Here is a 19,965-nt window from a genome sequence, read left to right on the forward strand (position 1 = left end):
GGCCCACCAGACCGTGAGAGAGCGGACGTTCGATGTCCGAGCAGCACGCCCCGCGCCGGCCGCGCCGTGAGACCGTCACCTACGCCTCGGCCGTCGGCGGCGGACCCGTGCCCAGGCCCCGGACCCGGCCGCAGCACCCGCCGGCCCGCTCCGAGATCAGCGAGCAGACCACCCTCGGCCACACCTACGTCCGCTCGCTGATGCGCAGCCAGCTCCGCGCCGCGCTCACCGGCCTCGGCGCGCTCGTCCTGCTCGTCGGCCCGCTGCCGCTGCTGCTCGCCCTGCCCGCGCCCGAGGCCGCCGTGTGGCTCGCGCTCGGCGTCGGCGTCCACCCGGTCGTCTGGGCCGTCGCCCGCTGGTACGTGCGCCGTGCCGAGCGCAACGAGCGCGACTTCACCGGCCTCGTCGAGCGGTGAAGCGCGGCAGGACGGCGTGAACCACACCTACGCGGTCGGCGCGGTCACCGCCGTCGCCCTCGCCACCGTCCTCGTCGGCGCCCTCGGCCTGCGCATCTCCCGCACCACCTCCGACTTCTACGTGGCCTCCCGCACCGTCGGCCCGCGCCTCAACGCCGCCGCCATCAGCGGCGAGTACCTCTCCGCGGCCTCCTTCCTCGGCATCGCCGGACTCGTCCTGATGCAGGGCCCGGCCATGCTCTGGTACCCGGTCGGCTACACCGCCGGATACCTCGTCCTGCTGCTCCTCGTCGCCGCGCCGCTGCGCCGCTCCGGCGCCTACACGCTCTCCGACTTCGCCGAGGCCCGGCTCGAATCGCCACAGGCCCGCCGGGTCGCCAGCCTCTTCGTCGCCGGCATCGGCTGGCTCTACCTGCTGCCGCAGCTCCAGGGCGCCGGGCTCACCCTGGAGATCCTCACCGGCGCACCCGACTGGCTCGGCGGCCTGGTCGTCGCGCTCGTCGTCACCGGCACCGTCGCCGCCGGCGGCATGCGCAGCATCACCTTCGTCCAGGCCTTCCAGTACTGGCTGAAGCTCACCGCCCTGCTCGTCCCCGCGCTCTTCCTCGTCGCCGCCTGGTACGGCGACGGCGCGCCGCGCGCCCGCTTCGACGCGCCCGCCGTCTTCCGCGCGCACACCGCCGTGCGGGTCGCCGACACGCTGCGGATCGAGGTCGGCGCCCCGGTCACGCTCACCGTCACCGGCCGCGTCGACGGGCGGGCGTACGAGCGGGACACGCTCACCCTCACCCCGGGCACCCACCGGGTGGAGCACGGCACCGAACTCGCCTTCCCCGCGGGCGCGATGGTCCCCGAGAGGGCGTCGACCGGTGACGACACTCCCCCGGCCTTCGGCCGGGGCGACCCCCGACCCGCTCCGCTCGGCTGGTCGCAGCCGCTGGCCGGCGGCCGCGACGGCCACCAGCTGTACGCCACCTACGGGCTGATCCTCGCGACCTTCCTCGGCACCATGGGCCTGCCCCATGTCGCCGTCCGCTTCTACACCAGCCCGCACGGCCGGGCCGCCCGCCGCACCACCCTCGTGGTGCTCGGCCTGGTCGGCGTGTTCTACCTGCTGCCGCCGCTCTACGGGGCGCTCGGCCGGATCTACGCCCCCGAACTCGCCCTGACCGGTGCCGCCGACGCCGCCGTGCTCGTGCTGCCGGACCGGATGCTCGGCGGGCTCCTCGGCGACCTGCTCGGCGCGCTGCTCGCGGGCGGGGCGTGCGCGGCCTTCCTGTCGACGGCGTCCGGACTGACCCTGTCGGTGGCCGGGGTGCTCACCCAGGACGTGCTGCCCGCGCGCGCCACCGCCCGGGGCGGCGTGCGGCACTTCCGGCTCGCCACCCTGCTCGCCACCGCCGTACCGCTCGGCGCCGGAGTCGTCGCCTCCGACGTGCCGGTCGCCGACGCCGTCGGACTCGCCTTCGCCGTCTCCGCCTCCTCCTTCTGCCCGCTGCTCGTGCTCGGCATCTGGTGGCCCCGGCTCACCCCGCCGGGCGCCGTCGCCGGACTGCTGCTCGGCGGCGGCTCGGCGCTGACCGCCGTGATGGCCACCCGGGCCGGGCTCGTCCCCGCCGGCTGGCCGCACACCCTGCTGGCCTGGCCCGCCGTCTGGTCGGTGCCGCTCGGCTTCCTCAGCATGATCCTGGTCTCGCTCGCCACCCCGCGCCGCGTCCCGGCCGGGACTCCCCGCATCCTGGCCCGGCTGCACCTGCCCGAGGAGTTCAGCGGCAAGCCGCAGCCGGGCGGCGCGGGCCGGGGCGGCTCCCGGCCGGAGGCCGTGGCGGGGGGCGAGCGGTGAGCGGCATCGAGCTGGCGGCGGCCGGCGCCGTCGGCGCCGTGCTGCTCACCGCCGGGTTCGTCCTCGGCCGGATCACCGCCCGGCGCGGGCGGCGCGCCGCCGGCCTCGGCCTCGGCACCCCCGTCGAACGCGCCACCTTCCACACCCTGCACACCGCCTCGCTCGCCGCGCCCCCGCTGCGCGCCGGCCTGACCGAGGAGACCGCGGGCAAGGCGGCCGGCCGGCTGCGCTCCCTGCTCGGCACCGAGACGCTCTGCCTCACGGACCGGTCCGCCGTCCTCGCCTGGGACGGGCCCGGCGAGGACCACCACCGTGAGCGGGTGCGGGAGTTGGTCGACGAGACGCTCGCCTCGGGCCGCGGCCGCTCCGCCCACACCGGCTGCGAAGACGTCGACTGCCCGCTGCGCTGGGCCGTGGTCGCCCCGCTGACCGGCGAGGACGGGGTGCTCGGCGCGCTCGTCGCGTACGGCTCGCGCGAGTCGGCGGTGCTGGTGCGGGCGACGACCGAGGTGGCCCGCTGGGTCTCCGTCCAGCTCGAACTCGCCGAGCTGGACCGCTCCCGCACCCGGATCGTCGAGGCCGAGATACGGGCGCTGCGCGCGCAGATCTCCCCGCACTTCATCTTCAACTCGCTCGCCGCCATCGCCTCGTTCGTCCGCACCGACCCCGAGCAGGCCCGCGAACTTCTCCTGGAGTTCGCCGACTTCACCCGCTACTCCTTCCGGCGGCACGGCGAATTCGCCCAGCTCGCCGACGAACTGCGGGCCATCGAGCAGTACCTGGCGCTCGCCGGGGCGCGCTTCGGCGAGCGGCTCACGGTCACGCTGCGGATCGCGCCCGAGGTCCTGCCGGTCGCGCTGCCGTTCCTGTGCCTCCAGCCGCTGGTGGAGAACGCGGTCAAGCACGGCCTGGAGGACTCCGCCGAGGGCTGCCGGGTGGTGATCGCCGCGCGCGACGCGGGCGCCGAGGCCGTCGTCACGATCGAGGACGACGGCGTCGGCATGGACCCGGAGGTGCTGCGCGCCGTCCTGCGCGGCGAGCGGCCCTCGGCCGGCGGCGTCGGCCTGTCCAACGTGGACGAGCGGCTGCGCCAGGTGTACGGGCCGGAGTACGGCCTGGTCATCGAGACCGGGATCGGCGCGGGCATGAAGGTGACGGTCCGCATCCCCAAGTACCGCCCGGGAGTTCACCCCGCGATCTGAGTGGCCGTCAGCACAGGTGGAGCGCCAGATGCCCGAGCGCGACGCCCAGCTGCCAGGCGGGCAGCCACACCTGGCGCTCCTCGTCGATGCCGCGCGGGCCGGCGAGCCCGGCGAGGCCCGCCAGGTCCGCGGCCCGCAGCTCGGTCGCCCGCAGCCGCCGCCAGGTGTCCCGGGCGAGGTCCAGATCCGAGGACGGGAGACCCGCCCCGGCCTCGGCGAGCCGTTCCTCGACCCACGACGACCACGGATGGTCGTGCGCCGTGCGGCGCAGCCAGCCGTCCGTGCCGGTGCCGTCCCCGCCGGCCCGCGACAGCAGGATGGTCAGCGCCAGGGTCTGCACCCCGGCCCGGAACTCCAGCGAGCCCGGCGCGACGAGCCCGCTGGCGCGCAGCAGGTCGTCGGCCACGTACTCGGCGCACAGCCAGTCCATGGGGATGCTTTCGGGCAGCACCGTTTCCACCTTCTCCCGGATGTCCTGGACGAGGCCCCGACACCGAGCCTGCTCCGAGAACGGTGCGCGCGGGGCGCACTTGGCTCAACTCGCCGGGACGGATTCGGATACGGATCCCGGCCGCATCGGTGCAGGTGGGAGCCGTGTGACGCGAGTGAAGTCCGGAGCGGCGGGAGGCGGCGGGGCTTCAGCCGAGCAGCGCGTACACGGCCGTCGCCTGGGCGGCGACCTCGTCCGTGCCGTCGGCGGTCATGGTGATGTCCGCGAACGCCATCCGCTTGCCGGCCTTGGTGAGCCGGGCCCGGACGAGGACGTCCGCGCCGATCACCGCGCGCTGGAAGCTGATCGACTGCTGGACGGTGGTCATGGGGACGAAGCCGCCGCGGGCCGCGGCCACCGCGATCACCGTGGCCGTGTCGGCGGCGGCCATCAGGGCCTGGCCGGAGAGTCCGCCGCCCTCCCGGGCCAGCCGGTCGGACCAGGGGAGGCGGAGGACGGCGGCGTGGCCGGCGGTGTCGACGGAGGCCACCGAGAGCCCCAGATCGAGCACCCACGGGGCGAAGTTGTCGGCGAGGACCTTTTCGGCGGCGGCGAGAGTCAGTGTCACGCGGGTCATTGTGGGGTGGGGGTCGCGGGCCGGGCAACGGCCGGTCCCGCGGTGGCCGGGCGGCGGCGCGGCCGGTAGCCGGGCAGCCGGTGGCCGAGCTGGCGCAGCGCGTAGTGCGAGCGGGACTTGACGGTGCCGGCCGGTATGCCGAGCTCGGCGGCGGCCTCGCTGACGGTCAGGCCGCGGAAGTAGAGGCGGACGAGCACCGCGCGGTGCTCCGGGCTGAGGCCGCGGACCGCCGCCCGTACGTCGAGCGCGGCGTCGCGGGACTCGGTGGAGTCGGCCGGGTCGGCGGTGAGGGCGAGCAGTCCGTCGCCGATCTCGGCGGGCCGGGCCAGCCGGGAGCGGCGGGCGTCTATGGCGAGCCGCCGGGCGACCGTGAACAGCCAGGGCCGCATGGAGTCGTACGCGGAGTCGAACGCCTCCGGGTGCTGCCAGGCCCGGACCAGCGTCTCCTGCGCCAGGTCCTCGGCCCGCTGCCGGTCGCCGTGGGTCAGTCCGAGCAGGAACGCGAGGAGCGCCTGGCCGTGCTCGCGCTGGAGCGCCGCCAGCTCCTGCTCGTCGGTGGTCGTCGCCCGTGCCGTCGCCGTCGTCATGCGCGGTATCGCAACGCATCCGGGCGGCGACGGACAGGGATCGGACAGGGGTCTGCGACGAACGGTCGCGATGAGCGGTGAATGGCGCGACGAGCGGTCCGCTGAACGGCCGGACGGAAGCCTTGCGTCCGATTCAGCGGGGTTTGCAAGGAACTGCGGCATTGACTCTTGACTGAGGCTTTTCCGCACGGTCAATTCGGCTGAACAGATGTTCATCCTACGAACCCGCGGAGCCCGGCAGATGACCTCACGCACCCGTCCCGCCGCGGCGGCCCTCGCCGTCGTCCTGCTCACCGCGGCCACCGGCTGCGCCGTCACCGCCCGCACCCCCGACCGCACGCCGGGCACTCCGGGCGCCGCGGGCACCGCGGGACAGAGCCGGGCCCCGCACCGGTCCGCCGCACCCGGGGGAGCGTCCGCGCCGGCCCCCTTCACCCTGGTCGCCTCCGGTGACGTGCTGCCGCACGACTCGATCATCCGCCAGGCCGCCGCCGACGCCGGCGGCACCGGCTACGACTTCCGCCCGATGCTCTCCGGCGTCAAGCCCGTCGTCTCGCGCGCCGATCTGGCGATCTGCCACATGGAGACCGTGTACGGCGAGGAGGGCGGCCCCTACACCGGATACCCCGCCTTCAAGTCGCCGCCCGAGATCGCCGCCGCCCTGAAGGCGACCGGCTACGACTCCTGCTCCACCGCCTCCAACCACTCCCTGGACGACGGCGCCGACGGCCTGCGCCGCACCCTCGACGCGCTCGACAAGGCGGGCGTGCGGCACGCCGGCTCCGCCCGTACCGCCGCCGAGGCGGCCCGGCCCACGCTGCTCAAGGCCGGCCGGGCGACCGTGGCCCAGCTCGCCTACACCTACGACACCAACGGCTATCCGCTGCCCGAGGGGCAGCCCTGGGCGGTCAACCTGATCGACGAGGACAGGATCGTCCAGGACGCCCGGGCCGCCCGCAAGGCCGGCGCCGACGTGGTGGTCGTCTCCATCCACTGGGGCACCGAATGGGAGACCGCCCCCGACGAGCGCCAGCTCACCCTCGGCCGCTCGCTGACCGCCTCGCGCACCGGGGAGCGGCCCGACATCGACCTGATCATCGGCACCCACGCCCATGTGCCGCAGCCCTACGAGAAGGTCAACGGCACCTGGATCGTCTACGGCATGGGCGACCAGATCGCCGGCGACATGATCAACTACGAGGGGGTCAACGACCGCCGCGGCAACATGGGGACCCTGGCCCGCTTCACCTTCGCCCCGCCGACCGCGCCCGGCCGGCGCTGGGAGGTGACCAGGGCCGAGTTCGTGCCGCAGTTCTTCGACACCACCCGCGGCCGGGTGGTCAACCTGGGTGCCGCCGTCAAGGAGGGCGAGGAGCAGTACACCGAGACCCGTGACGCCATCCGCGAGGTCGTCCTCGACCGGGGGGCGGCACGGGACGGCCTGGTCATGGGGGAGTAGCTCCCGAAGGGCGGGTCACGGCACGACGGTGACCGGCCAGCGGCCCGCCTTGACCAGGCGCACCGCGACCGAACCGATGATGCGGTGGCCGGCCGACTCCGAGGCTCCCACGACCACCGCGTCCGCCTTCAGCTCGTCGGCGGCCGCCACCAGGCCCGCGTACGCGTCGCCGCGGAAGGTGTGGAACTCCCAGCGCACCTGCCAGGTGTCCTTGACGTGGTCGACCGCCTTCCGGATGTCGGCCACCAGGCCCTCGGCGATCTCCTCCGTGGTGTCGGAGACCGGCGCCCCGAGCGCCGCGCCCGCCGCGAGCACGGGCTGGACGTAGACCAGCGCGAGCAGCGCGTGCTGCCGCCGGGCCAGCCCGGCCGCGTAGGACGCGGCGCGCATCGAGGAGGCGGACCCGTCGAGCCCGGCGACGATCACCTTCGGGCCGTCCGTGCCCCGTTCGAAACCACTCACCCTCCGAGGTTATCGGCTCATCAGGTGTTTTCGGACGCGGGGTCGGGTGTCGCTGCGCGGCCCGCGCCGTCCACCGTTCGCACTATTGGTCATGAAAAAGGACGATACGACCCTTGGGCGCCGGTCGCTGCTCCGTCTCGCCGCCGCCCTGGGCGCCACCACCGCCGTCGGAGTCTTCGCCACGGACCGCCTGACCGGCGACGACCCCGCCGCCCCGCCGTCCGCGCGGGCCACGCCCGGCGCGGCCGGGCCACAGGCCGGGGCGCAGGCACGAGCCCAGGCGAAGGCGCGCGCGCAGGCCGCCCGGCTGAAGCCCGCCGCGTACCGCCTCCAGCCGATGACCGGCGAGGCGCCGCCCGCCTTCCGGCGGGCGCTCCCGCCCGTGCGGACCCGGCCCTTCCTCCAGCTCACCGGCGTCGGGCGGTCGATGGTGCTCACCTTCGACGACGGGCCCGACCCGCGCTACACCCCGGAGATCCTCGCCACCCTGCGCCGCTACGGCTGCCGCGCCATGTTCTTCGTCTGCGGCGAGATGGCCGTCGACAACCAGGACCTGCTCAAGGAGATGGCCGACGACGGCCACATCGTCGGCAACCACACCTGGACCCACCCCCTGGTGCCCAAGCTGCGGCCCTCCCGGATCCGCCAGGAGCTGGGCTCCACGAGCGACGTCATCGAGAAGGCCCTCGGTGCCCCGCCGCTGTGGTACCGGGCGCCGTACGGGGCGTGGAACAAGCTGTCGTTCGAGATCGGCGCCGAGCTCGGCATGGAACCGCTCGCCTGGACCGTCGACACCCTCGACTGGACCGAGCCGCCCACCAGCAGCATCGTCAGCCGGGTCCTGGAAGGCGCCGCTCCGGGCGTCGTCGTCCTCAACCACGACGCCGGCGGCAACCGCTCGCACAGCGTCGCCGCGCTCAAGCGCTATCTGCCCGAACTCCTCGACCAGGGCTACCGGATGACCGTCCCGCACCGCTGAGCGGTACGGAGCGCACGAGGGCCCCGGCACCCGTCTCGGTGCCGGGGCCCTCCGCGTGCCCGCCTCGCGCGTCGCTACCGCGAGCCGACCAGCCGGGCGTAGACGACGACGTTGCCGTCGTAGCCGTGTGCCCGGGTGTAGCCGCCGCCGCAGGTGATCACGCGCAGCTCGGGCGAGCCGGTGTCGGCGTAGACCTGGACGCCGGGGAAGTCGTTCTTGGCGTACACCTCGACCCCGTAGATCTCGAAGACGGCGATCCGCCCGTCGTAGCGCTCGACCTCGATGTGCTGGCCCTTCTGCAGGGAGCCGAGGCCGTAGAAGACGGCGGGCCCGGCCATGTTGTCGACATGGCCGACGATGACCGAGGTGCCGCGCTGGCCCGGCGCGATGCCGTTCTGGTACCAGCCCGCCAGGTTGGCGTCCGAGGGCGGCGGGGCGGCGATCCAGCCGTTCTCGTCCAGGCCCACGTCGGTGATGGGCGCCGCCACCTGGATGGCCGGGATCCTGATCCGCGAGGCGGGGGCGAACGGCAGCGCACCGAGGCCGTCGGCGGTGGTGGGCGCGGGGCCGGCCGGCCGGGTGACCGGGCGCGCGGCGGCGGTGGGCTGGGGCGGGCCGGACTCGAAGCCGGCCCCGTTGCGCATTATCGCCACGCCGGACAGCATGACGAGAGCCAGGGCGCCCCAGGGCTGACGTCTCCTGGCGGCTTCGAAGAGGCTGAAGTCCTTGGGACTCATGGTTCTCTGGTCTCCCTCGACGGCGTCACGGGAACGGTAAGGGCGCGTGCGGCGGCCCGCGATCCGAGCGCGTGCGAACGGGTGGCGGGGCCCCCGAGGACCCCGGATGAGGCCGCCCGGCGCGGTGCGGCGGCGGCACGGGCCGCTGTCCGTGCGGGTGACGGGCTGATGATCCATCCGAGTAATCGTCAGATCATCGCGTCGGCCTCGTGTGACCTGCGCATCCGTCGGATTCGCCCCCCATTCGGCCGCTGCCCGGGCTCACCGGGGTGGCCCAGTGCCGACATGCGCGCCTTCTTACCGTTTGTGATGGTTCGTCATGGAAGGCGTACTCGTCGAATCTCCCGGAGCACCGCTTTGGGGCGCCTTCCAGTGGAGGTTCAACCATGCGTGCTGCACGCACTCTGGCGGTGACCGCGACCGCGTTCGCGGCGCTCGGGCTCGCGGCCCCCCTCGCCACCGCCACCAACGGGCCCAGCAGCGTGACCGTCGGCTCCTTCCAGGCCCCCAAGGGCGGTGACAACAACCACGGCATCGACGTCTCCCCCTTCCAGGTACACCAGGGCGGGCTGCTGACGATCACCACGAGGGACTGCGCCGGGGGCACGGTGTCGTCCCCCGCGTTCACGACCACCACCCTCTCGCCGTTCAACACAGGCTTCTCGGGTGCCACGGTCCGCATCTTCAACAACGCCACGCCCGGCCAGTACACGGCGACCGCCTCGTGCACCAACGGCCGGACGTTCACCGCGCAGTTCCGCGTTCTCGCCGGCCAGGGCGCGGCGGGCGGCCTCGGCGGCTCGCTCGCGCCGACCTCCACGGAGATGGCCGTCGGCGGCTCGCTCGTCGCCGCCGCCGCGCTGGGCGGCGGTGTGTTCGTCGCCCGCCGGCGCCGTATGACCGGCGCGGGGGTCTGACCGGCCGAACCTCCCGGTCGGCCCGCAACGCCCGTCGCCCCCGAGTCCCGGCCAGGACTCGGGGGCGACGGGCGTTGTCGCGGTGAGGGTCAGTGGCGCCGGCCGGCGGCCGCCTTGCGGCGGATCACATAGGCCACGCCGCCCACGGCGACGAGCACCATGGCCCCGCCGCCGGCCATCGTCCAGGCGTCGGCCGAGCTCGTCGAGCCGCCCAGACCGCCCTGCACTCCGCGCGGCGGGACGAGCACGGTCGACAGGGCCGTGGCCGTCGCGGTAGCGCCGCCGGTGATGGTCAGGTCCACGGAGCCCTGGACGCCTCCGGTGCAGTTGAACGAGACCGTGTAGACGGCGCCGCGCTTGGCGTCCAGGTCCACCGTGGCGGTGGCCGAGGAGCCCGGCGCGATGGTGACCGTGTCGAAGATGCCGGACGAGGCCGTGGCCGTACTGGCGCAGCCGGGCGCGCTGAGCGTGATCCGGCCGCCCGGCGCGACGACCGCGGGGGAGATGAGGAAGGCGCTGGAGGCCTTCGCGGGCCGTCCGCCGGCCTTCGGCGCGGGGACGCCGTCGGCGGCGACGGAGACGGCGGCGGGGGCGGCCAGGGCGAGGGCGGCCGCCCCCAACAGCGTGGTGGAAGCGGCACGTATCGCGCGCATGGTCAGACCTCCGGGTCCCCGAGGAGCAGCCGCGGAAGGGGTTTCCACAAGGCGGGGGATGCACCTCGATGCCCGAAACGCTAGGAGCCCCTTATCACAGCCGCGATCCCAGGCGTGCGAATGGGGCACCGAGGTCCCCCGCCCGGCCCATCCGCGGGCCGCCCGGGACGGTTCCGGGTCAGCCCGAGATCTGCGGGAACAGATCGGTGAACGGACCGGCGGTGGCCGCGATGCCCCGGCCGAACGGCGCGTCGAAGTCCCAGATCAGGAACAGCAGGAAGGCGATGAGCGCGCTGAACAGGCCGGCGAGCAGCAATTCGCGTCCGGTGCGCCGGATCTGGAGCGTGAAGATCAGGCCCACCGTCACCAGGGCGCCGATGATGAGACCGAACCAGACCACGCCCGGCATCGTCTCGCCCGCGTTCTGCCCGCGCGCGCCGCGCGCGTCGTCGACGACGGCCACCTGGTCGACGAGCGGCTGGTACGCCTGGCCCTCGAAGTCGTTGGCGGGCTGGTAGTCCGTCACCCCGCGGCGGACCTTCTCCAGGAGCTCGGTCCCCTTGTCGCTGAGCTCGCCGTGATCGGCCATGTACGGGAACTCGTCGTCGACGACGTACTTCGCGTACGCGTCGATGTCGGCCCGGATCCGCTCCCGCACCGGCAGCGGGTAGACCTCGACCCGCTCGGAGATCTCGTGCAGCGCCTGCGCCTCCTGCCGCACGGTCTCCTGGGCGGCGCTGCGGGCCTCCCAGACGCCGGCGATGGCGAGGCCGAGGACGATCGCGTACACCACGCCGATCATCATCGTCATGTACTCGATGACGTCAGGGGTCTCGCTGGGATCGTCGTCCTCGGGGATCCGGCGGTGGTTGATGACGACGATGGCGAGTACGACGGCGCACGCCGCGGCCATCGCAAGGGTGAGAACAAGCCATTCGGACACGTTTTCTCCAGGATCGTAAGTCAGGGGGCGATCGGCGGTCCGGCCCGGTCAGCGGGACGAGCGGGGGCGCAGGATCGCCGTCGCGAGCACCGCGGGAGCGGTGACGAGCAGGGTCGTGGTGAGCACGTTCGGGGAGCTCTTGGGCTTGACCCGGGCCGCGCGCTTGTAGTGCGGCAGTGCGACCGGCCCCGGGGCCGGCGGGCGCGGTCGCACGGTCGGCGAAGGCGCCGGTGGCGTCGGCGGTGGCGGCTCCGCCTCCGGTGTGGTCGGGGCCGGCCGCGGCGGCGCGGGTCGCGGCGGGACCGGCTTCGGCGGGGGAGCGGGCCGAGGCGGCTTCGGCGACGGCGGTGGCGTCGGCTTCGGCGTGGGCTCCGGCTCGGGCTCCGGCGGCTTGGAGGGGTGCGGCGGATGCGTGGGGTGCGGAGGGTGCGACGGGTGCGGGGGATGGCTCGGGTGCGGAGGATGCGACGGGTGCGGGCGGCAGGGCCCCGGCCCCGCGGACACGATGGCGACGCTCGACCCGTCGGGCCCGGTGGAGGCGTACGCGCACGCGTCGGCGCCCGCGGGCACGGGTGTGGCGAGCAGCCACACCAGCGCGCCGGCCGCGAGCGGCCGGGTCAGGAGCGGCCCGTAGCGGGACAACCCGTTCTGAGACAAGAGAGACACGCCGAGCAGCTTGATCACAGGTGTCCGCCCGGCGGGCAGGAACGGCCCAGGATTCCCCGGATGGAGCGGATCTCGCGGTGTGCGGGTTTGACGTCTTGCCGTGTTCTGTCGTCTCACGCGTGATCAACGCCGCCAACACCCTTGCCGTTGCGGGTTGTTCGGCAGTATTGAAGGACGCTCGGAGTGGCCGGGACGCGCGCGGGCCCGGAACTGGCCGAATGTCGACGTTCGTTGGTCCGGCCCGGCCGTGAACATGCCCTCCGGGCTGCGGAGGAAGCCGGGTTCGGCCCTCGGCGCGACCATATGCACGTGAATTTGCACGACCTGAAGGCGTGAACTCTTCCTTACCGCGTGCACGTGCCAATGGCGTGTGACCAAGAACGGATCGCGAATTTCCGTTTCTGCTCGCTCTCTCGGCGGGCGATCAGTAGCCTCAGCTCGAACGTCGGCCGCGCACACCTGGCCGCATCCCCCATGGCGACTTGTTGGAGACTTTGATGGAGCGTCCCGCCTGGGCTCCGCCGGGCATCGATATTTCGGTGCCGAGCGTGTCCCGTATGTACGACTTCTATCTGGGCGGCTCGCACAATTTCGAAGTGGACCGGGAAGCGGCCCGGAAGGCCATGGAGTTCCTGCCGGGGCTGCCCAAGATCATGCAGGCGAACCGTGCCTTCATGCGCCGCGCCGTACGCCACGCCGTCGCGGGCGGCGTCACCCAGTTCCTGGACATCGGCTCCGGCATACCGACCTTCGGCAACGTCCACGAGGTCGCCCAGGCCGCCAGCGACGAGGCGCGCGTCGTCTACGTCGACCACGACCCGGTCGCCGTCGCCCACAGCCGGGCCGTGCTCGAAGGCGACGACCGCTCGGCCGTGGCCGCCGCGGACCTGCGCAAGCCGCGCGAGATCCTGCACAGCCCCGAGGTCGGCGAACTCCTCGACCTGGACCGGCCGGTGGCCCTGCTGCTCGTCGCCGTGCTGCACTTCATGGAGGACGCCGACGAGCCCGCCGCGGCCGTCGCCGAACTCCTCGACGCGCTCGCGCCCGGCAGCCTCCTCGTCGTCACGCACGCCTCCTTCGAGGGCATCCCGGTCCCGCAGGAGCGGGCCGGCGGCGTCGTCGACGTGTACCGCGACATCCGCAACCCGCTGGTGATGCGCTCCCCGGAAGAGATCGCCCGCTTCTTCGACGGCACCGAGCTCGCCGAGCCCGGACTCGTCCCGATGCCGCTGTGGCGGCCGGACAGCCCGGACGAGGAGGAGGATCCGTACGCCTTCTCCGGCTACGCAGGGGTGGGGCGCAAGGCGTGATGGTCCCGTCCACGACCTCCGGCTCCGTCGCCGACGCCGACGGACCCGAGGACAGACTCAGGCGGTTCGTGACGATCTGGAGCCGCGCCGTGTTCCCGGTCACCGCCACCTCGATGACCCGCCAGGAGTTCGAGCGGCACCTGCTGCCGCCGGCCCGGGAGCTGTGCGCCGCCCTGCACGCCCGGCCCTTCGACACCGCTCCCGCGCACCGCGTCGGCCAGGCCCTGGTGGCCGCCCACTGCACCGACCCGGACGCGCTCGCCCGCAGCCTCGGCGTGGTCGACGCGTATCTGGTGCTCTACTGCGCGGAGGGCTCCGCGGGCGGCCCCGAGGGTACGGACCGGGCGGCCGCCGCCCTGGCCGGCGCCGCCCCGGAGACCCCGCTCGACGCCGAGGAGCTGCGCGCCCGCTGCTCGCGGCTCCAGCACGCCATGGCCGCCGGCTTCGCCCAGGCCCTGCGCGAACGGACCCTCGCCGAGCAGGAGTCGATCGCCCACTCGGCGCTCTCCGCCCGCAGCGCCGCCGAGATCGCCCTGCACGCCACGGAGAGCCGCTTCCGCGCGGTCTTCGAGGGCGCGGCGATCGGCATCGGCATCGCCGACCTCGACGGCAACGTCCTGGAGGTCAACGAGACCCTCACCCGGATGTTCGGCGGCCTGGAGCAGACCGTTCTGAGCCGCAACATCGTCGAGTGGGCGCACCCCGAGGACGGTCCGCACGTGTGGCGGCTCTATGACGAGCTCGTGCGCGGCGAGCGCGAGAACTACCGCGTGGAGAAGCCGTTCTACCGCACGGACGGCACCGCCCTGTGGACCAACCTCACCGTCTCGCTGCTGCGCGACGCGGGCGGTGTGCCCCGCTACCAGCTCGCGCTCATGGAGGACACCACCGAGCGGCGGCTGCTCAACCTGCGGCTGCGCTACGAGGCGACGCACGACGCGCTGACCGGACTGCCCAACCGCACGCTGTTCTTCGAACGGCTGGAGAAGGCCCTCGGGCCGGGCGCCGACAGCCGCTTCGGGCTCTGCTACCTCGACCTCGACGGCTTCAAGGTCATCAACGACAGCCTCGGCCACTCCACCGGCGACCGGCTGCTCGTCGAGGTCGCCGACCGGCTGCAGAGCTGCGTCAACGCGCCCGGCGAGATGGTCGCCCGGCTCGGCGGCGACGAGTTCGTCGCCCTGACCACCGGACCGGGCACCGAGCGCCAGGTCGCCGAGCTCGCCGACCGGATGCTCGCCGCGCTCGCCTCGCCCATCGGCATCGACGGCCGCGACCTCACCGTGCGCGGCAGCGTCGGCATCGTCGAGGGCCCGGCGGGCGAGCGGACCGCGGCCGAGGTGCTGCGCAGCGCCGACATCACCATGTACCGGGCCAAGTCCGCGGGCGGCAACCGCTTCGAGTACGCCGACGCCGAGGCCGACGCGCGCGCCATCACCCGGCACGGACTGACCACCGCGCTTCCCGCCGCCCTGGAGCGCGGCGAGTTCTTCATCGAGTACCAGCCGCTGGTCCATCTCGGCGACGGCAGCGTGCACGGCGCCGAGGCGCTCGTGCGATGGTGCCACCCGCAGCACGGGGTGCTCGGGCCCGACCGCTTCATCCCGCTCGCCGAGAACACCGGCCTGATCGTGCCGCTGGGCCGCTGGGTGCTCCAGGAGGCCGTGCGCCAGGCCCGCTTCTGGCAGGACGAGGGCCCCGGCGGCCAGCCCGCCACCGGCCCGCTGCGCATCAACGTCAACCTCTCGCCGACCCAGCTGCACCACCCGGGCCTGGTCGCCGAGACGGTCGACGTCCTGGAGCGCGCCGGGCTCGAACCGGGCGCGCTGTGCCTGGAGGTCACCGAGTCGGCGCTGATCGGCGCCGACGAGGACCTGCTCAAGCCGCTGCGGCAGCTCGCCGAGATGGGCGTGGACATCGCGCTCGACGACTTCGGCACCGGCTACTCCAACCTGGCGAACCTGCGCCGGCTCCCGGTGAGCGTCCTCAAGCTGGACCGTTCCTTCACCCAGGGCATGCAGCAGCACCCGGCGGACCCGGTCGACCTCAAGATCGTCGAGGGCATCGTGCAGCTCGCCCACAGCCTGGAGCTGGCCGTCACCGTCGAGGGCGTCGAGACCGGCGCCCAGGCCCAGCAGCTCCGCGCCCTCGGCTGCGACACGGCCCAGGGCTGGTACTACGCCCGCCCGGGCGCCCCGGACCGGATCCGCTCGCTGGTCCTGGCGGACGCGGTCTAGGGCCCGGAGGATCGGGCAGGTCGGGAAGATCCGGCAGGTCCGGCAGGCCCGGGAGGCCCGGGAGGCCCGGGAGGCCCGGGAGGGGTCACGGCTTCGCGGTCCCCCTGCGGGAGGCCATGAGCAGCTTCTGCAGCTCGCGCGCCGCCCGCGGGGGCGCCACGTCGCTGCGGTGGGCCAGCGCGATGGTCCGGCGCAGCCCGGGCCGGGCCAGGGCCGTGACCCGCAGGTCGCGGCCGGTGCGGGCGGCGACCATCGACGGGACGACCGCGAGGCCGAGCCCGGCCCGGACGAAACCGAGCACCGCGTCCATCTCGCCGCCCTCCACGGTGAACGACGGCTCGAAGCCCTCCGCCCGGCAGGCCGCCACGGTCAGCTCCCGCAGGTCGTAGCCGTGCCGGAACATCACCAGCGGCTGGTCGCGCAGATCCGCGATCCTGACCGGCCGGCGCGGCGCCGGCGCCGAGGCCGCGGAGACCACCACCAGGTCCTCGGTGAGCAGCTCCACCGTGGTCAGCGCGGGTGACGCCGTCGGCAGCGGCAGCACCACGAGCGCCAGGTCGAGCGCGCCGCGCGCCAGGTGCCGTACGAGATCGTGCGAGCCGCCCTCCTCGATGAGCAGCGAGATCCCCGGGTGCAGGTCGTGGAAGGTGCGCAGCACGTCCGGCAGCAGGCCGGTGCACAGACTGGGCGTCGCGCCGAGCCGCACCCGGCCGCGCTTGAGCTGCACCAGCTCCTGCACCTCGTGCCGCGCGGTGTCGGTGTCTGCGAGGATCCGGCGGGCCAGTGGCAGCAGCGCCTCGCCCGCGTCGGTCAGCGTGATGTTGCCCCGGGCCCGGCTGAACAGCTCCGCGCCCAGCTCCTGCTCCAGGGCCTTGATCTGCTGCGAGAGCGAGGGCTGCGAGACATGGACGCGCTCGGCGGCCTGGGTGAAGTGCCGGGTCTCGGCCACGGCGACGAAGTACAGGAGCTGCTGGAACTGCATGCCCCCAGCCTACCCGCATGCATAGCCTGCACCTATTGAGATCAGCCGAACCATGTCTTGGACCTCTCGGGTCCTTCGCCCCTACCGTCGCTGGCATGGCTCTGGCAACCAAGACCGGCCGACCCCCCACAGCCCCGCCCGCGCGCGGCTTCTGGGCGTCGACCCTCGGCAAGAAGACCGTGATGGCCGTGAGCGGCCTGATCATGCTCGCCTACCTCGTCGCCCATGTCGCGGGCAACCTCAAGGTCTTCTTCGGCCCGGAGGAGTTCAACGCCTACGGCCACTGGCTGCGCGTCATGGGCGCCCCCGTCCTGCACCACCACTGGGGCCTGTGGATCGCCCGCGTCGTGCTGCTCGCCGCCGTCGTGGCGCACGCCGTCTCCGCGTACCAGCTCAGCCGGCGCGACATCAAGGCCCGGCCCACCCGCTACGTACACCGCCGCAGGGGCTCCTCCTACGCCACCCGCACCATGCGCTGGGGCGGGGTGATCGTCGGCCTCTTCGTCGTCTGGCACATCCTCGACCTGACCACCGGCACCGTGCACCCGGGCGGTTTCGAGGAGGGCAAGCCCTACCAGAACGTCGTGGACACCTTCTCCACCTGGTACGGCGACGTCATCTACATCGTCGCCATGCTCGCCCTGGGACTCCACGTCCGGCACGGCTTCTGGAGCGCCGCCCAGACCCTCGGCGTCGGCAACGCCCGCCGCGAACGCGTCCTGAAGTTCCTGGCCAACGCCCTCGCGCTCGTCCTGACCGCGGGCTTCGTCTCCGTACCCGTCGCCGTCATGACCGGAGTGGTGAGCTGACATGAACGCCCCCGACTACACCGTGGGCGCCCCGATCGCCGACACCAAGGCCCCGGCCGGCCCCGTCGCCGAACGCTGGGACACCCGCCGCTTCGAGGCGAAGCTGGTCAACCCCGCCAACCGCCGCGGTCACCGGATCATCGTCGTCGGCACCGGCCTCGCCGGCGGATCCGCCGGCGCCACCCTCGCCGAACAGGGCTATCAGGTCGTCCAGTTCTGCTACCAGGACTCCCCGCGCCGCGCCCACTCCATCGCCGCCCAGGGCGGCATCAACGCCGCCAAGAACTACCGCAACGACGGCGACTCCATCCACCGGCTCTTCTACGACACCGTCAAGGGCGGCGACTTCCGCGCCCGCGAGTCCAACGTCCACCGCCTCGCCCAGATCTCCGTCGAGATCATCGACCAGTGCGTCGCCCAGGGCGTCCCCTTCGCCCGCGAGTACGGCGGACTGCTCGACACCCGCTCCTTCGGCGGCGTCCAGGTCTCCCGCACCTTCTACGCCCGCGGCCAGACCGGCCAGCAGCTCCTCCTCGGCGCCTACCAGGCGCTGTCCCGGCAGATCGCCGCCGGCAACGTCGAACTGCACGCGCGCACCGAGATGCTCGACCTGATCGTCGTCGACGGCCGGGCCCGCGGCATCGTCGCCCGCGACCTCGTCACCGGCGCGATCTCCACGCACTACGCCGACGCCGTCGTGCTCGCCACCGGCGGCTACGGCAACGTCTTCTACCTCTCCACCAACGCGATGAACTCCAACGCCACCGCCGTCTGGCGGGCCCACCGGCGCGGCGCGTACTTCGCCAACCCCTGCTTCACCCAGATCCACCCCACCTGCATCCCGCGTACCGGCGACCACCAGTCCAAGCTCACCCTGATGAGCGAGTCGCTGCGCAACGACGGCCGCATCTGGGTGCCCAAGGCCGTCGGCGACACCCGCCCCGCCGCCGACATCCCCGAGGACGAGCGCGACTACTACCTGGAGCGCATCTACCCCTCCTTCGGCAACCTCGTCCCGCGAGACATCGCCTCCCGCGCCGCCAAGAACGTCTGCGACGAGGGCCGCGGCGTCGGCCCCGGCGGCCAGGGCGTCTACCTGGACTTCGCCGACGCGATCCGCCGGATGGGCCGGGACGGGGTGGAGGAGAAGTACGGCAACCTCTTCGACATGTACGCGCGGATCACCGCCGAGGACCCGTACGAGGTGCCGATGCGGATCTACCCCGCCGTGCACTACACGATGGGCGGACTCTGGGTCGACTACGACCTCCAGACCACCGTCCCCGGGCTCTTCGCCATCGGCGAGGCCAACTTCTCCGACCACGGCGCCAACCGGCTCGGCGCCTCCGCCCTCATGCAGGGCCTCGCCGACGGCTACTTCGTCCTGCCGGCCACCATCAACGACTACCTGGCCCGCCACCCGCACGCCGAAGCCGTCACCGACGACCACCCGGCCGTCCGCGACGTCCTCGCCGCGACGGAGGACCGGCTCCACCTCCTCCTCGCCGTCGACGGCGACCGCACCCCCGACTCCTTCCACCGCGAACTCGGCGCACTCATGTGGGAGTTCTGCGGCATGGCCCGCACCGAGGAGGGCCTGCGCAAGGCGCTGCGCCGCATCCCCGAGATCCGCGACGAGTTCTGGCGCCGCATCAAGGTGCCCGGTACGGGCGAGGAGTTCAACCAGTCCCTGGAGAAGGCCAACCGCATCGTCGACTACCTCGAACTCGCCGAGCTGATGTGCCTCGACGCGCTGCACCGGGAGGAGTCCTGCGGCGGCCACTTCCGCGAGGAGTCCCAGACCGCCGACGGCGAAGCCGCTCGGCGCGACGAGGAGTTCGCGTACGCCGCCGCCTGGGAGTTCCGGGAGTCCGGCACCCCGGTGCTCCACAAGGAAGACCTCGTCTTCGAACACGTCCACCCCACCCAGCGGAGCTACGCATGAGGCTCACCCTGCGCGTCTGGCGCCAGAAGAACACCGACGCCGAAGGCGCCATGGCCACCTACGAGGTGGACGGCATCTCCTCCGACATGTCCTTCCTGGAGATGCTCGACACCCTCAACGAGGAACTCATCCTGCGCGGCGAGGACCCCGTCGCCTTCGACCACGACTGCCGCGAGGGCATCTGCGGCGCCTGCAGCCTCGTCATCAACGGCGACGCCCACGGCCCCGAGCACACCACCAGCTGCCAGCTGCACATGCGCTCCTTCCGTGACGGCGACACCATCGACGTCGAACCCTGGCGGGCCGCCGCCTTCCCCGTCGTCAAGGACCTGGTCGTGGACCGTTCCGCCTTCGACCGCATCATCCAGGCGGGCGGCTACGTCTCCGTCCCCACCGGCTCCGCCCCCGAGGCCCACGCCACCCCGGTGCCCAAGGCCGACGCCGACTCCGCCTTCGAACACGCCGAGTGCATCGGCTGCGGCGCCTGCGTCGCCGCCTGCCCCAACGGCTCGGCCATGCTCTTCACCTCCGCCAAGGTCAACCACCTCGGCGCGCTCCCGCAGGGCGCGCCCGAGCGCGAGACCCGCGTCCTCGACATGGTCGCCCAGATGGACGCCGAGGGCTTCGGCGGCTGCACCCTCACCGGCGAGTGCGCCACCGCCTGCCCCAAGGGCATCCCGCTGCCGTCGATCGCGGCCATGAACAAGGAGTGGCTGCGAGCCCGGCGCAAGTCCGCGCGCTAGCGGAGCGG

Annotated in this window: 21 protein-coding genes; 12 read left to right on the plus strand and 9 right to left on the minus strand. The window is 73.3% G+C overall.

Annotated elements, in window-relative coordinates; all coding sequences use genetic code 11:
- The first annotated feature begins 32 nt into the window (after positions 1 to 32).
- The 3 genes from ACFYU9_RS01405 to ACFYU9_RS01415 are packed head-to-tail and all read left to right on the plus strand — an operon-like array spanning position 33 to position 3,461.
- A complete protein-coding gene (locus ACFYU9_RS01405; protein ID WP_389209749.1) occupies positions 33 to 416 on the plus strand; it encodes a hypothetical protein in 384 nt (127 codons plus the stop codon).
- A gap of 16 nt (positions 417 to 432) precedes the next feature.
- Positions 433 to 2,259 (plus strand): cation acetate symporter, encoded by a 1,827-nt coding sequence (locus ACFYU9_RS01410; RefSeq protein WP_389341276.1) that lies wholly within the window; start codon positions 433 to 435, stop codon positions 2,257 to 2,259.
- On the plus strand, positions 2,256 to 3,461 hold the full coding sequence (locus tag ACFYU9_RS01415; RefSeq protein WP_389341279.1) for a sensor histidine kinase: 1,206 nt from the start codon (positions 2,256 to 2,258) through the stop codon (positions 3,459 to 3,461). The genes ACFYU9_RS01410 and ACFYU9_RS01415 overlap by 4 nt, the downstream gene beginning before the upstream one ends.
- Before the next feature lie 7 nt (positions 3,462 to 3,468).
- On the opposite strand, the gene ACFYU9_RS01420 is transcribed toward ACFYU9_RS01415, so the two are convergent.
- The 3 genes from ACFYU9_RS01420 to ACFYU9_RS01430 all read right to left on the minus strand — a co-directional run bounded on the left by ACFYU9_RS01420 (position 3,469) and on the right by ACFYU9_RS01430 (position 5,115).
- Positions 3,469 to 3,912: a hypothetical protein gene (locus ACFYU9_RS01420; protein WP_389341282.1), complete on the minus strand. Its 444-nt coding sequence runs from the start codon at positions 3,910 to 3,912 to the stop codon at positions 3,469 to 3,471.
- Between the two features lie 187 nt (positions 3,913 to 4,099).
- Positions 4,100 to 4,519, minus strand: coding sequence for a PaaI family thioesterase (locus ACFYU9_RS01425; protein ID WP_389209757.1), 420 nt, complete (start codon positions 4,517 to 4,519; stop codon positions 4,100 to 4,102).
- Positions 4,520 to 4,524: 5 nt separating this feature from the next.
- Entirely contained in the window at positions 4,525 to 5,115 is a 591-nt protein-coding gene (locus ACFYU9_RS01430) for a sigma-70 family RNA polymerase sigma factor (RefSeq protein WP_389209758.1), read from the minus strand.
- 241 nt (positions 5,116 to 5,356) lie between these two features.
- On the opposite strand from ACFYU9_RS01430, the gene ACFYU9_RS01435 reads away from it, so the two are divergent.
- Positions 5,357 to 6,574: a CapA family protein gene (locus ACFYU9_RS01435; protein WP_389341285.1), complete on the plus strand. Its 1,218-nt coding sequence runs from the start codon at positions 5,357 to 5,359 to the stop codon at positions 6,572 to 6,574.
- 15 nt (positions 6,575 to 6,589) lie between these two features.
- Here ACFYU9_RS01435 and ACFYU9_RS01440 read toward each other — a convergent pair whose 3' ends face one another.
- A complete protein-coding gene (locus ACFYU9_RS01440; protein ID WP_389341288.1) occupies positions 6,590 to 7,036 on the minus strand; it encodes a universal stress protein in 447 nt (148 codons plus the stop codon).
- 91 nt (positions 7,037 to 7,127) lie between these two features.
- Here ACFYU9_RS01440 and ACFYU9_RS01445 point away from each other — a divergent pair, with 91 nt between their 5' ends.
- Positions 7,128 to 8,015, plus strand: a complete 888-nt coding sequence (locus ACFYU9_RS01445; protein WP_389341290.1) for a polysaccharide deacetylase family protein — start codon at positions 7,128 to 7,130, stop codon at positions 8,013 to 8,015.
- Between the two features lie 74 nt (positions 8,016 to 8,089).
- Here the strand turns inward: ACFYU9_RS01445 and ACFYU9_RS01450 are convergent, their stop codons facing one another.
- Positions 8,090 to 8,752 (minus strand): class F sortase, encoded by a 663-nt coding sequence (locus ACFYU9_RS01450; RefSeq protein ID WP_389341293.1) that lies wholly within the window; start codon positions 8,750 to 8,752, stop codon positions 8,090 to 8,092.
- Positions 8,753 to 9,138: 386 nt separating this feature from the next.
- Between ACFYU9_RS01450 and ACFYU9_RS01455 the strand changes: the two genes are divergently transcribed.
- Entirely contained in the window at positions 9,139 to 9,669 is a 531-nt protein-coding gene (locus tag ACFYU9_RS01455) for a hypothetical protein (protein WP_389209768.1), read from the plus strand.
- Between the two features lie 89 nt (positions 9,670 to 9,758).
- On the opposite strand, the gene ACFYU9_RS01460 is transcribed toward ACFYU9_RS01455, so the two are convergent.
- From ACFYU9_RS01460 to ACFYU9_RS01470, 3 genes are all read right to left on the minus strand, one after another.
- Entirely contained in the window at positions 9,759 to 10,322 is a 564-nt protein-coding gene (locus ACFYU9_RS01460; RefSeq protein WP_389341296.1) for a hypothetical protein, read from the minus strand.
- A gap of 178 nt (positions 10,323 to 10,500) precedes the next feature.
- Entirely contained in the window at positions 10,501 to 11,265 is a 765-nt protein-coding gene (locus tag ACFYU9_RS01465) for a hypothetical protein (protein WP_389209772.1), read from the minus strand.
- Between the two features lie 48 nt (positions 11,266 to 11,313).
- Positions 11,314 to 11,478, minus strand: a complete 165-nt coding sequence (locus ACFYU9_RS01470; RefSeq protein ID WP_389209774.1) for a hypothetical protein — start codon at positions 11,476 to 11,478, stop codon at positions 11,314 to 11,316.
- Between the two features lie 292 nt (positions 11,479 to 11,770).
- Here ACFYU9_RS01470 and ACFYU9_RS01475 point away from each other — a divergent pair, with 292 nt between their 5' ends.
- From ACFYU9_RS01475 to ACFYU9_RS01485, 3 genes are all read left to right on the plus strand, one after another.
- Entirely contained in the window at positions 11,771 to 11,899 is a 129-nt protein-coding gene (locus tag ACFYU9_RS01475) for a hypothetical protein (protein ID WP_389209776.1), read from the plus strand.
- A 529-nt stretch (positions 11,900 to 12,428) separates the two neighbouring features.
- On the plus strand, positions 12,429 to 13,241 hold the full coding sequence (locus ACFYU9_RS01480; protein ID WP_389209777.1) for an SAM-dependent methyltransferase: 813 nt from the start codon (positions 12,429 to 12,431) through the stop codon (positions 13,239 to 13,241).
- Positions 13,241 to 15,478 (plus strand): putative bifunctional diguanylate cyclase/phosphodiesterase, encoded by a 2,238-nt coding sequence (locus ACFYU9_RS01485; RefSeq protein WP_389209779.1) that lies wholly within the window; start codon positions 13,241 to 13,243, stop codon positions 15,476 to 15,478. The genes ACFYU9_RS01480 and ACFYU9_RS01485 overlap by 1 nt, the downstream gene beginning before the upstream one ends.
- An 85-nt stretch (positions 15,479 to 15,563) precedes the next feature.
- Here ACFYU9_RS01485 and ACFYU9_RS01490 read toward each other — a convergent pair whose 3' ends face one another.
- On the minus strand, positions 15,564 to 16,460 hold the full coding sequence (locus tag ACFYU9_RS01490) for a LysR family transcriptional regulator (RefSeq protein ID WP_389209781.1): 897 nt from the start codon (positions 16,458 to 16,460) through the stop codon (positions 15,564 to 15,566).
- A gap of 95 nt (positions 16,461 to 16,555) precedes the next feature.
- On the opposite strand from ACFYU9_RS01490, the gene ACFYU9_RS01495 reads away from it, so the two are divergent.
- Genes ACFYU9_RS01495 through ACFYU9_RS01505 form a run of 3 tightly spaced genes read left to right on the plus strand, consistent with a single transcriptional unit; the run spans position 16,556 to position 19,957 of the window.
- Positions 16,556 to 17,269, plus strand: coding sequence for a succinate dehydrogenase (locus ACFYU9_RS01495; RefSeq protein WP_389341299.1), 714 nt, complete (start codon positions 16,556 to 16,558; stop codon positions 17,267 to 17,269).
- A 1-nt stretch (position 17,270) separates the two neighbouring features.
- A complete protein-coding gene (locus ACFYU9_RS01500; protein WP_389341302.1) occupies positions 17,271 to 19,214 on the plus strand; it encodes a fumarate reductase/succinate dehydrogenase flavoprotein subunit in 1,944 nt (647 codons plus the stop codon).
- On the plus strand, positions 19,211 to 19,957 hold the full coding sequence (locus ACFYU9_RS01505) for a succinate dehydrogenase/fumarate reductase iron-sulfur subunit (protein ID WP_389341305.1): 747 nt from the start codon (positions 19,211 to 19,213) through the stop codon (positions 19,955 to 19,957). Before ACFYU9_RS01500 ends, ACFYU9_RS01505 begins: the two co-directional genes overlap by 4 nt.
- Positions 19,958 to 19,965 lie beyond the last annotated feature (8 nt).

Origin of the sequence: Streptomyces sp. NPDC004327 (genome assembly GCF_042873935.1) — a bacterium.
Taxonomy (GTDB): domain Bacteria; phylum Actinomycetota; class Actinomycetes; order Streptomycetales; family Streptomycetaceae; genus Streptomyces.

Bases quoted from the DNA above. Each gene is read 5' to 3' on its own strand.
- ACFYU9_RS01405 (WP_389209749.1), top strand. From the start codon at position 33: ATGTCCGAGCAGCACGCCCCGCGCCGGCCGCGCCGTGAGACCGTCACC.
- ACFYU9_RS01430 (WP_389209758.1), bottom strand. From the start codon at position 5,115: ATGACGACGGCGACGGCACGGGCGACGACCACCGACGAGCAGGAGCTG.
- ACFYU9_RS01435 (WP_389341285.1), top strand. From the start codon at position 5,357: ATGACCTCACGCACCCGTCCCGCCGCGGCGGCCCTCGCCGTCGTCCTG.
- ACFYU9_RS01445 (WP_389341290.1), top strand. From the start codon at position 7,128: ATGAAAAAGGACGATACGACCCTTGGGCGCCGGTCGCTGCTCCGTCTC.
- ACFYU9_RS01450 (WP_389341293.1), bottom strand. From the start codon at position 8,752: ATGAGTCCCAAGGACTTCAGCCTCTTCGAAGCCGCCAGGAGACGTCAG.
- ACFYU9_RS01455 (WP_389209768.1), top strand. From the start codon at position 9,139: ATGCGTGCTGCACGCACTCTGGCGGTGACCGCGACCGCGTTCGCGGCG.
- ACFYU9_RS01460 (WP_389341296.1), bottom strand. From the start codon at position 10,322: ATGCGCGCGATACGTGCCGCTTCCACCACGCTGTTGGGGGCGGCCGCC.
- ACFYU9_RS01475 (WP_389209776.1), top strand. From the start codon at position 11,771: ATGGCGACGCTCGACCCGTCGGGCCCGGTGGAGGCGTACGCGCACGCG.
- ACFYU9_RS01480 (WP_389209777.1), top strand. From the start codon at position 12,429: ATGGAGCGTCCCGCCTGGGCTCCGCCGGGCATCGATATTTCGGTGCCG.
- ACFYU9_RS01485 (WP_389209779.1), top strand. From the start codon at position 13,241: ATGGTCCCGTCCACGACCTCCGGCTCCGTCGCCGACGCCGACGGACCC.
- ACFYU9_RS01490 (WP_389209781.1), bottom strand. From the start codon at position 16,460: ATGCAGTTCCAGCAGCTCCTGTACTTCGTCGCCGTGGCCGAGACCCGG.
- ACFYU9_RS01495 (WP_389341299.1), top strand. From the start codon at position 16,556: ATGGCTCTGGCAACCAAGACCGGCCGACCCCCCACAGCCCCGCCCGCG.
- ACFYU9_RS01500 (WP_389341302.1), top strand. From the start codon at position 17,271: ATGAACGCCCCCGACTACACCGTGGGCGCCCCGATCGCCGACACCAAG.
- ACFYU9_RS01505 (WP_389341305.1), top strand. From the start codon at position 19,211: ATGAGGCTCACCCTGCGCGTCTGGCGCCAGAAGAACACCGACGCCGAA.